The organism is Nonomuraea candida (assembly GCF_000725485.1).
GTDB lineage: Bacteria > Actinomycetota > Actinomycetes > Streptosporangiales > Streptosporangiaceae > Nonomuraea > Nonomuraea candida.
Genome location: NZ_JOAG01000167.1, coordinates 1 through 308, shown reverse-complemented (window position 1 = coordinate 308; position 308 = coordinate 1). Strand labels below are relative to the sequence as shown.

Annotated in this window: 1 protein-coding gene; it reads right to left on the bottom strand. The window is 68.2% G+C overall.

What is annotated here, in order from left to right; genetic code table 11:
• Positions 1 to 308: hypothetical protein (locus IO39_RS43545; protein WP_043637821.1), on the bottom strand; the 308-nt coding region annotated here is incomplete at both ends.

Here is a 308-nt window from a genome sequence, read left to right as displayed (position 1 = left end):
GGGCCGGTCCAGGAGGTCATCCGGTCCGAGCGGTCGTAGGTGTAGGTGTTGTTCCCGGCGCCGGCCGTGCCCGCCGTCACCTTGGAGGTCAGGTTGTCGTTCCTGTCCCAGCCATAGGTGATCTTGGCGAGCTGGCCTCCGGCGCCGCTCAGCAGGGTGTGGCCGGTGATCCGGTCCAGGTCGTCATAGTCGTACTCCTGCTTGCCCGCCGGGTTGGCCGAGGTCAGCGTCTTGAGCCGGTCGGCCGGGTCGTAGTCGTAGGTCAGGGACCGGCCGCTGACCGCGTCGGTGAACGTCTTGAGCCGGTC